At 38.8% G+C, this 10,382-nt stretch carries 11 protein-coding genes and 1 pseudogene; 6 read left to right on the forward strand and 6 right to left on the reverse strand.

All coding sequences use genetic code 11. The features are described 5' to 3' along the window. The 4 genes and pseudogenes from glmM to rlmE all read right to left on the reverse strand — a co-directional run. Positions 1-194, reverse strand: a pseudogene (glmM, locus tag L654_RS01000000125285) (phosphoglucosamine mutase); the annotation flags it as partial. After that, positions 191-1,039: a dihydropteroate synthase gene (gene folP / locus L654_RS0100315; RefSeq protein ID WP_024606924.1), complete on the reverse strand. Its 849-nt coding sequence runs from the start codon at positions 1,037-1,039 to the stop codon at positions 191-193. The pseudogene glmM and the gene folP, both read right to left, overlap by 4 nt. Positions 1,040-1,117: 78 nt before the next feature. After that, entirely contained in the window at positions 1,118-3,061 is a 1,944-nt protein-coding gene (ftsH, locus tag L654_RS0100320) for an ATP-dependent zinc metalloprotease FtsH (protein ID WP_032827068.1), read from the reverse strand. A 66-nt stretch (positions 3,062-3,127) separates the two neighbouring features. Next, complete coding sequence (rlmE, locus tag L654_RS0100325) at positions 3,128-3,757, reverse strand: 23S rRNA (uridine(2552)-2'-O)-methyltransferase RlmE (RefSeq protein ID WP_007586629.1); 630 nt, start codon at positions 3,755-3,757, stop codon at positions 3,128-3,130. An 88-nt stretch (positions 3,758-3,845) separates the two neighbouring features. On the opposite strand from rlmE, the gene yhbY reads away from it, so the two are divergent. Then, entirely contained in the window at positions 3,846-4,142 is a 297-nt protein-coding gene (yhbY, locus tag L654_RS0100330) for a ribosome assembly RNA-binding protein YhbY (protein WP_002963153.1), read from the forward strand. An 80-nt stretch (positions 4,143-4,222) separates the two neighbouring features. Here the strand turns inward: yhbY and L654_RS0100335 are convergent, their stop codons facing one another. Beyond that, positions 4,223-4,726 (reverse strand): histidine phosphatase family protein, encoded by a 504-nt coding sequence (locus L654_RS0100335; RefSeq protein ID WP_024606925.1) that lies wholly within the window; start codon positions 4,724-4,726, stop codon positions 4,223-4,225. Then, positions 4,723-5,877, reverse strand: a complete 1,155-nt coding sequence (locus tag L654_RS0100340; protein WP_024606926.1) for a serine hydrolase domain-containing protein — start codon at positions 5,875-5,877, stop codon at positions 4,723-4,725. Before L654_RS0100340 ends, L654_RS0100335 begins: the two co-directional genes overlap by 4 nt. 113 nt (positions 5,878-5,990) lie before the next feature. Between L654_RS0100340 and L654_RS0100345 the strand changes: the two genes are divergently transcribed. The 5 genes from L654_RS0100345 (at position 5,991) to L654_RS0100365 (ending at position 10,157) form a co-directional block, all read left to right on the forward strand. Continuing rightward, positions 5,991-6,794, forward strand: a complete 804-nt coding sequence (locus L654_RS0100345; protein ID WP_024606927.1) for a hypothetical protein — start codon at positions 5,991-5,993, stop codon at positions 6,792-6,794. Between the two features lie 165 nt (positions 6,795-6,959). Beyond that, positions 6,960-7,742, forward strand: coding sequence for a MipA/OmpV family protein (locus L654_RS0100350; protein WP_007586620.1), 783 nt, complete (start codon positions 6,960-6,962; stop codon positions 7,740-7,742). Further along, positions 7,732-8,115 (forward strand): DUF3019 domain-containing protein, encoded by a 384-nt coding sequence (locus tag L654_RS0100355; RefSeq protein ID WP_007586617.1) that lies wholly within the window; start codon positions 7,732-7,734, stop codon positions 8,113-8,115. The genes L654_RS0100350 and L654_RS0100355 overlap by 11 nt, the downstream gene beginning before the upstream one ends. Before the next feature lie 25 nt (positions 8,116-8,140). Continuing rightward, positions 8,141-8,845 carry a response regulator transcription factor gene (locus tag L654_RS0100360; RefSeq protein ID WP_024590954.1) on the forward strand — a complete coding sequence of 235 codons (705 nt, stop codon included), beginning with the start codon at positions 8,141-8,143 and terminating at the stop codon, positions 8,843-8,845. A 19-nt stretch (positions 8,846-8,864) separates the two neighbouring features. Continuing rightward, positions 8,865-10,157 (forward strand): ATP-binding protein, encoded by a 1,293-nt coding sequence (locus L654_RS0100365; RefSeq protein WP_007586613.1) that lies wholly within the window; start codon positions 8,865-8,867, stop codon positions 10,155-10,157. Positions 10,158-10,382 lie beyond the last annotated feature (225 nt).

Below are 10,382 nucleotides of genomic sequence, written 5' to 3' on the forward strand. Positions count from 1 at the left end.
CCAGCCTCAAGTGCGGTTTCAAGCATGTAGCCCGAAATACGCGTATCTTTACCAATAATTACTTTTTTAGTACCACTTTGCGATAATACACGCCCAGCGGCCCAGCCTAGCTTCATTGCAAACTCTGGGTTTATTGGGGCAGCGCCTACAAGTCCACGCACGCCATCGGTGCCAAAATATTTTCTTTCTTTCATTGTGAAATTCCTTGTTCGCAGGCTTGATATACACCAAGTACATCTGCGGTTTCTTTTACGTCATGTACACGAATAATTTTTGCGCCATTTTGCGCTGCGATTAACGCACCCGCTAAGCTGCCCGCTAACCGTTCATTTGTATCTCTGTTTAATAAATTACCTATCATCGATTTACGAGATAATCCGGCCAATAATGGCAAACCTAATTTATTAAAATCGTCAAACTTAGCCAATATTTGATAATTATGGCTAAGCGTTTTTCCAAATCCAAAACCTGGGTCTAGAATAAGTCGTTCAAACTTAATCCCAGCTGTTTCACATGCTTTAATACGTTCACTAAAAAACATATTTATATCTGCAAACAAATTATCGTAATGAGGTGCCGATTGCATGCTGCGGGGCTGCCCTTGCATATGCATTAAACAAATTGCTACATCTTCATACTGCGCAACCGTTTCTAAGGCGTCTATTTCTTGCAAAGATCTAACATCATTGACTATATCTGCCCCTGCAAGTATTGCTTGTTCCATTACTTGCGCTTTACTAGTATCAATTGAAATAACGCAATCACTGTGCTGACGTATCGCTTTAATAGCGGGGATTACTCGAGCAAGTTCATCTTCTAAGCTAACATCTGGCGCGCCTGGGCGAGTAGATTCTCCCCCTATATCTAAAATTGTCGCACCGTCATCTAATAATTGCATTGCGCGTTTTAGCGCTATTTTGGGATCTAAAAACTGCCCACCATCAGAAAATGAATCCGGCGTTACATTTAATATTCCCATAATAACGGGCTTTTCAAGATTAAGCGTACGCCCTCTCGGAAGCTTTAATATGTTAGTCATTGCCAACCTTTATTCTTTTTCTAAATAGCTGATACAAAAAAGCCCCGAAGTTCGGGGCTTTCATTACTATTTTAACGATTATTCAGCTTTGTCATCAAGGTTTGTTTCATCTTTTTTTGATGAATCATCAGTCTTTTGACTTTCATCAGCAACTGGTTCTTGAGGTTCTTCCGCTTTTACCGGTTTAGCTTCATGACGGTCATGTGCATCACGCGGTTCACGTACTGGTTGGCGTGCCATTAAATCATCAATTTGCTTAGCATCAATAGTTTCGTATTTCATTAACGCATCTTTCATTGAGTGAAGAATATCAATATTTTCTTTTAATATTTCTTCTGCTCTTTGATAGTTACGATCTGAAAGTAATCGAACCTCTGCATCAATTACTTTTGCCGTGTCGTCCGACATGCTAGATGAACGACTACCGCCACCACCCATATACATTTCGTTCTGATCTTCAGCATAAAGTAACGGACCTAGTTTTTCACTTAAACCCCAATGTGTAACCATTTTACGCGCTATATCTGTAGCTCGTTCAATGTCATTACTTGCACCCGTTGTTACTTTATCTGCGCCGTAAATAAGCGCTTCAGCAATACGGCCACCATAAAGGCTAGAAATCATTGATTCTAAAAGCTCTTTTGAATGACTAACACGATCTTGCTCAGGCAAGTACATTGTTACACCCAGCGCACGGCCACGTGGAATAATAGATACTTTATAAACTGGATCATGTTCTGGCACCATACGACCAACAATTGCATGGCCAGCTTCATGGTACGCTGTCATTGCTTTTTCTTGCTCGCTCATCACCATGGTCTTGCGCTCTGCGCCCATCATGATTTTATCTTTAGCAGCGTCAAATTCAGCCATACTTACAACACGTTTATTACCACGCGCTGCATAAAGTGCAGCTTCGTTTACTAAGTTTGCTAAATCCGCGCCAGAGAAACCTGGAGTACCACGTGCTATAAGAGCCGCTTCTACGTTATCGCCTAATGGCACTTTACGCATGTGTACTTTAAGTATTTGCTCACGACCACGAATATCAGGTAAACCTACTTCAACTTGACGGTCAAAACGACCTGGGCGAAGTAATGCAGGGTCTAGTACATCTGGTCGGTTAGTTGCTGCGATGACGATAATACCTTCGTTACCACCAAAACCATCCATTTCTACTAGCATTTGGTTAAGTGTTTGCTCACGTTCGTCGTTACCGCCGCCCATACCAGCACCACGTTTACGACCAACAGCGTCAATCTCATCTATAAAGATAATACAAGGCGCCGCTTTTTTAGCTTGCTCAAACATGTCACGTACACGTGACGCACCAACACCCACAAACATTTCAACAAAATCTGAACCAGAAATTGTAAAAAATGGCACTTTAGCTTCACCAGCAACAGCCTTCGCAAGTAACGTTTTACCGGTACCTGGAGGACCAACCATTAGTACACCTTTAGGAATACTACCGCCAAGTTTTTGAAACTTAGAAGGATCTCGTAAAAAGTCTACCAGCTCAGTAACATCTTCTTTCGCTTCATCACAACCTGCAACATCAGCAAACGTTGTTTTAATTTGATCTTCACTCATTAAGCGAGCTTTACTCTTACCAAATGACATAGCGCCTTTACCGCCGCCGCCTTGCATTTGACGCATGAAGAATATCCATACACCTATAAGCAGTATCATCGGGAACCAAGAGATAAATATACTTGCTAAGAATGATTGTTCTTCAGGTTGTACACCCTTCACATTTACATCATTTTTAAGTAAATCATTTATTAAGTCTTCATCGTACATTGGCATCGTTGTTTGAAAACGCTCACCACTGCTCTTAGTACCAGTAATATTTCCTGTACCGCGGTCGATAATAACTTCTTGTAAAGAGCCACTGCGGACATCTTTTACAAATTGAGTGTAACTTGTTTGACGATCAACTTGCTCGCCGCCATTAAAGCTCTGAAAGACTGACATCAGCACAACTGCAATCACCAGCCATAGTATTAAATTTTTCGCCATATCGCTCAAGGGGTTAACCTCTTGTATCCAATTAATTTAAATTCAACTAAACGCCAAGCAACTGTACTACAGTTTGTATCCAGTCGCTACTATATATACTTCCCGAGAACGGGCACGTGAGGCATCAGGTTTGCGTATTTTCACTGCTTTAAAACTATTACGTACATCTTGCAAGTATTGATCAAAGCCTTCTCCTTGGAAAACTTTAACAATAAATGCGCCATTTTTCTTTAGTACTTGACTACACATATCCAGCGCAAGTTCTACCAAATACATACTACCCGCTTGATCTACTGAGTTATTACCACTCATATTTGGTGCCATGTCAGAGAGTACCACATCAACATTTTTACCATCAATACGTTTTAACAACGCATTTAATACAGCCTCCTCACGAAAGTCACCTTGTAAGAAGTCAACACCCGCAAGTGAATCCATCGGTAATATATCACACGCGATCACTTGGCCTTTGTCACCTACTTTTTCAGCCAAATATTGAGACCAACTTCCTGGAGCCGCCCCTAAATCAACAACTGTCATACCTGGACGAAGTATTTTATCTCTATTTTGTACTTCATCTAATTTAAAAACCGCTCGGGAACGCCAGCCTTTTTTTTGCGCTTCTTGAACATATTTATCATCAAAATGTTCTTTCAGCCATCGCTGTGAACTGGCTGACTGTTTTTTATTTGTCATAAATTAACACGCAACTAATTAGTAATATTCTCTAGATGGCGTTAGAATACCCTTAATTCAAGCCATATTCAGCAAAATTTGTATAAACATGACATTATCAAACAAACAAAAGCAGTTTTTAAAAGGTCAGGCACATAGCCTTAAGCCTGTAGTTTTACTAGGTTCTAACGGTTTAACCGAAGGCGTAGTAGTAGAAATTCAAAGTGCATTAGAAATTCACGAATTAATCAAAGTTAAAGTTCCAACTGACGATCGTGAAACAAAAGCACTAATTTTTGAAGCAATCGTACGTGAAACTGGTGCGACTAAGCTACAAACGATAGGTCACACTATTGTGCTTTATCGTCAAAGCGTTGAGAAAAAAATACATTTACCGCGTAACTAATTATTCCTGTTAAAGGATTTAGTGCGTTTAAATTGAAAAAACCAGCTTAATGCTGGTTTTTTATTATTTAACGTTTTAAATCAAAAACTCATTTTATGATGGGTTACATCATATTCACTACCATTACTACTGGGCTTCTTATTCAATATAAAGTACTGAGTAAATTGTGTTTCACTCATTGCTGGCACTTTTTCATTCGAAAGTAGCTCGGCTAGTTGCGGTGTTGTATTACTGTGCCCAATAACAACAACTACACCTTTTAGTTTTAGTAACTCATTTTTTAAATCACTTAGCTCATCTGCGTTATACACATTTACGTCGGTATTAAAATATGCCTGCAAAGGGGCCGCTGTTTGTAACGTGCGTTTATAGTTGCTGCTGAAAATATGTATATTTTGATACTCTTTGAAAAAAGTAACTAAATTATTTGCACGTGCCTTTCCCACCTCTGAGAGCGCTGGATTTTTACCCGTTAGCTTTTCGCTATGACGAAACAAATATATCTCATCAGGTGCTGCAAACACTAAACTACAATTAAATAACATGACTAAAAAAGTGATTGCTAATATTATTTTATTATTCATATTTTTTTACCTCGTTTGTATTCTAGTAGCCTGTCGATAAATTCAGTCGTTAGCTCATTGATTACGCCGGTTTCAGCATTAACTATTAAGCTAAAACCAATATTTAAGTGAGGAAATACAACCACATCACTTCTATAACCTTGCACCCAGCCACTATGATAGTAAAGTGTTTCATCAGCATAGTTATAAACGCGCCAACCTAACCCATAATAAGCTTCATTAAGGTGTTTTTTCCACACCCTGCGATGCATTTCTTTTTTTGTATGTGTATAAGGGCGTGTTTGTTTTGCTAGAGTATCCAATGACAAAATATCAGGGTAATGCCCTAGCTGGGCTTTTAACCAAATGGCCATGTCACTTGCACTCGCGTTTACACCCGCTGCAGGTCCCACTTTATAATAATTTTTTTTAAGCTTAGCGCTATACCAACGTTTTTTACCGCGCACGTGTGGTAATGCGTAATTTTCATCCTGAACCATAGATTCAAAACCTAAGCTCGCATCACTCATTTTTAATGGCTCAAAAATAGCTTCTCGTAACCACTGTCCGTAACTTTTTTCGGTGCTTTGTAATATCACATCGCCTATAAGACTAAACATAACGTTTTGATAGCCATAACATTCGCCGGGTTTGCAAATTGGTTTGACGCTAAGCAGCTTTTCAACAATACCTGGGTAATCCATACGAGATTCAATTAAATTGTCGTATGCATTAGGAACTAATCCACTTGAATGGCTTAAAAGATGAAACACCTTTAAATCATCTTGATAAACAGTCCCTTTAAAATCAGTTATGTATTCGCTAACAGGCTTATCTAATTCCAGTAGGCCGTTAGCAGCCAATTTAGCTGATAACGAGCCTGCAAATGTCTTCGAAACAGACGCGAGTCTAAACCGAGTATGCTTATTAACTTTTTGTCCATTTCGTGATTTAGTTACGCCCATGGTGTGGATGTAATCTGAATTGTTTATATTTACAATCGAAAGCGCTGCACCGGGTATACCTTTACTTTTTAATTTTTTTTGTGCGTAACGGCCGTACTTTTTTACAAATGCATCCCAATCAGGATCCGCTTTTGCTGCAAAACCCACAGAACTAAACAGCAAACACAAAGCAGATAGGCAATACAATAAAGAGTTGAGATACTTCATTTTTTATAAATTTTATCTTTTTAACTACATCTGCGCAGATAATATCATGAAGTTTTGTTTGGACTAACGTACAATACGACGATTATTTGGTTTTAAGCGAGTGTTTAGTACTTATGCGTTTTTTAGTTGTGTCACTTTTTATTTTATTAACAACTGGTTGTGCTATTACAAAGCAACCGGCCGAACCACTGGCTATGCCATTAAAGCCAACATTAAAAAGTCAGACCTATCAACTTGAGTACACTACAGAGCACTCATCTCCAAAAGTTAAATCGGTTCAACTTCCTGCACATAAAGTAGTTAGAAACCAAACAGTAAAAATCATTACCGATAAGGCAAGCGTAACCGATAAACTTCTATCGCAAATTAGCCAAGCACTGAACGATAAACAACTAAAAGTAACAACTAAAAATAACAGTGACTACACACTGACTATTCAGCAACTCGATTTAACTTTCACAGACGATACTAAGTACGCAATAAAGCAACCAGAGAAGCCATTTACTTTATATTCAAATGTTGCCCAGCAATACCCAACACAGCAGTGCGCTGCAATATTTGCACAAGTTAGTATGCGTCTCACGCACAAGTCATCGGGTGATGTTGTTTGGTTTGCTAAATCTTCAATCGACAGCGCAAGTTTTCATCGTGAACCACTAATTTACAATTTCACCGAAGAGCAAAAAATCACAAATGAGCTTGAGGTTGTCGCTTTTATTCATCAGCAAAACACTGACGAGGCCCGTATTGAAAGACTTGGCAAAGATATTCAAATCCCTCAGTACAAAACATTGTCAAAACTATCTAGCCTCACCAAACTTAGCGGTCCATGTAACAGAACAGAAGTAAGTGCATTAACACCTATGATGCAGTTTTACTTGAGCAGTATATTAATCGATAAAATTAAAGTTCAGTAAATTTTATACTTACTACATTTTTTTACAGATTAAAGGAACGAATTAACAATATACTACGCTTAATAACAAATAATAATTAGGCCCTAAGGGATGAGAAACGCTTTGCTTAACCATACTTTACTGAGCATAACACTGCTTTTTTGCTGCATTTTTAGCACGTCGAGTATGGCAAGTAACCGCTATTATGCAGATAATACGTTAGAGCCAACCCAAGGCTTTGCGTGGGATTGGAGTGCTGGTGCGGGCTTTTATATTGAAGATTCTTACCTTGTCGGCATTGAGTCTTACGATAAAGGCGTTGAGCTCGACTTAAGTCTTGCTGTTTCCTACGATAAATTTTACCTTGATTTCGATCACAATCAACTCAGTGGCGGCCTTGTAATAGGCTACAGTCTTATAGATAAATTTGATTGGGGCCTAGATATATTAGGCACAAATACTCAAGCTGGATTTGACGAAAAAGGCCTCGGATTTTATAACCATGGTGTTATAAAAGAACTCCAAGGTATAAAAAAACGTAATTACGACTTTGACGTCGGCCTTCGACTTTCTCGTCGATTTGAAAATTCTCAATTCTCTTTTGAATACCTTCATGATGTATCTGGCGCGCACAATGGCTGGGTTATAAACAGCTTTTTTAGTCACATTTTACCATGGCGAAACTGGGAGTTTAGATCTGGTGTTGGTTTAAGCGCCTACTCTGCTGACTTTACCAATTATTACTTTGGTATTGATAGCGATGAAGCCACCAGCCTTCGCCCGGTTTATAGCAGCAATGCCAGTACTAGTATTATTTTTGAGTTCCATGCTGAGTACCCAATAAGCCAAGATTGGGTGTTTTTATCCGGCTGGCTTACCACATGGTTTTCAAAAGAGATTGACGACAGTCCAATTATTTCCCAAGGATATCAACACAAAGCCAAGGTAGGCCTACGTTATGTATTTTAGATGGATCTGTGTATTACTGATCTTCCCCAGTACTTTTACTGTTAAAGCTCAGGAACCTCCTGAAGCACTCATAGCAGTTCCCGATACCTGCGTTGCATTGCGCGAAGGGCGAAATTGCTATGCTGACGTAACGCTAACGTGGGAGCAACCTATCATTGGTAATTACTGCCTACGTGACGCCACCTCAAAGTACATAATGCAATGTTGGCTCAAGCAACAGAGCGGTACCTTTAATTATGCATTTGATTCACAGCAAAGTATTTCATTTGAACTATTTGACAGCAATACCTCTAAAATAATTAGTATTGCCGAAGTAAAGCTTCAATGGGTATATCAAAACAGGCAAAAAAAGCGCCGCTGGCGACTATTTTAATACCAATCGCATTAAGGATATTTTCATGGATAACTATGGCACTATTTTACTCGTTGAAGACGATGTATCACTTGCTCAATGGGTTGCTGAATACTTAACAGAGCAAGGCTACACAACGCATGTTTGTCACAGAGGTGACGAAGTAATTAGCCAAGTCAAAACGTTAAATCCAAATATCGTGCTCCTTGATATTATGCTTCCAGGGCAAGATGGTATAAGCGTGTGTAGAGAACTTCGTAGTTTTTATAATTCGCCCATCATAATGCTCACCGCACGCGATGAAGAAATGGATGAGGTCATTGGTCTAGAAGTAGGTGCAAGCGACTACATAATGAAACCTGTGCGCCCTCGTGCATTGCTAGCGCGTATAAAAGCAGCCCTTCGCCAAAACAATGAGCCAAATACCCCACACGTTAACGAGAGTGTTATTAATGTTGGTACGCTTAGTATTGATACCGAATCTAGAAATGTAAAACTCAACAAGCAAGACGTAAACATATCAAGTGCTGAGTATTTACTGCTTCATTACCTTGCGAGCAATGCAGGCCAAGTGGTCTCGCGTGACGCTGTATTTAAAGCAACCAAAGGCAGAGAATACGATGGGCTTGATAGAAGTGTTGATGTACTTATTTCTGCACTTCGTAAAAAGTTTAATGATGATCCACAAAACCCTGAAAAAATTAAAACTATTTGGGGCCGTGGATATTTACTTGTTTCTACTGCGTGGTAATAAAGTGATGAATAAATAAATGAAAAAGTTTTATATATCGCTTTTAGGCAGTGCACTTTTATCTATTGTGGTATTGGGCTGGCTTATTGATGCTTTTAGTCAACAAGCACATACCCCACAGGATGAATTTAGTCAGCAAAGTAAAATGATTATGGGTTTTAGCAAGCAATTAGCTAACATACCCACATCTGAGCGCAGCGATTATGTAAAACAACTGGCGCTAGAATTTGATGTTTTAATTGATTACAAACCTAATGAATCACTTGCTTTACCGCCTTCTTTATTATTACAAATGCATACGCCGGGTGGGCTGATTTTAGAAGATCAGCAAGGCTTTTATATGCTTTATAGCAGCGCTGTTTTAAATCCTTTTCACTTATCAATGCGTTTAGATAAAATTTTTGATAGCGAGCAACATAACGACATTATATTAACCTTACTCTTTTACGCAGGCTTATGTGTATTTATGGGGTTTATTATTGCGCCCTTAGCTAAACGATTAACCGTGTTAAATGAAGCCGCTAAAAAGTTTGCCTCTGGTAATGTTCAAGCCCGAATAAAAGTATCGCATTTTACTTACATAAAAGACGTAGAGCTTACCTTTAACCGCATGGCCAGCCAAATAGAGAAACTTGTCGCTGAAAATAAACTAATGGCTTCAAGTTTATCTCATGATATACGCACCCCTATCGCGTGCCTGCGATTTGGTTTAGATGCGGCATTAGATAGCCATGATGAGCAAAAAGTAAAACAGTATTTAACCCGTATGGAAAATGATTTAGACCATATGGAATCGATGCTTAGTAGCTATTTAGCTTTTGCTACTTTAGAGCAAAATGCTAATAAGCTGACCTATTCATCAACAAACATTAAGTCCTACCTTGAAGATATTTTAGTTCAACTTGCACCAAAACTTGAAATGCAAATGCTTAACGTACAGCTCAATAGTACAGATAAAATAATAAATGCAGATCTTCACTGGCTTGCTCGCGCAATTACTAACTTATTAACTAACGCATGTGATTTTGCAAGCCAACATATTTACCTAAGCGCAAAGTTACACGAGCAACAGCTTATAATAACGGTAGAAGATGACGGCCCGGGTATCGCTCGAGAAAATTTTAGTAATGTATTTAGCCCATTTTTTAGGGAAGAAGATCACCGTAACAGAGCTGATAAAAGTTACGGCCTTGGTCTAGCTATTGTTGAAAAAGTAGCCGACTGGCATCATGGCAGTGTTAAAGTAAGTAAAAGTACCCAGCTAGGTGGTGCGTGTTTTACTCTCACTATTGCACAGCATCATAATTCGTAAAGCAATAGTTACAGACTGTAATTAACAATTATTAAACAAAATCAACTCGTTATTTTAAACGACTCGATAACAACAATTAAAATCGATGGTTATAACACACACTTTACTTATTAAATTGTGCTAGATCAGCAAATAAGCACTTTTTATTTTTTAACATTTCCAGTAGATTGTCACCGCCGTCACACAATAGAGAAGTACAATAATATGAGCGCAGTTAGAGGCGAG

The organism is Pseudoalteromonas sp. TAB23, from assembly GCF_000498075.1.
Taxonomy (GTDB): domain Bacteria; phylum Pseudomonadota; class Gammaproteobacteria; order Enterobacterales; family Alteromonadaceae; genus Pseudoalteromonas; species Pseudoalteromonas arctica.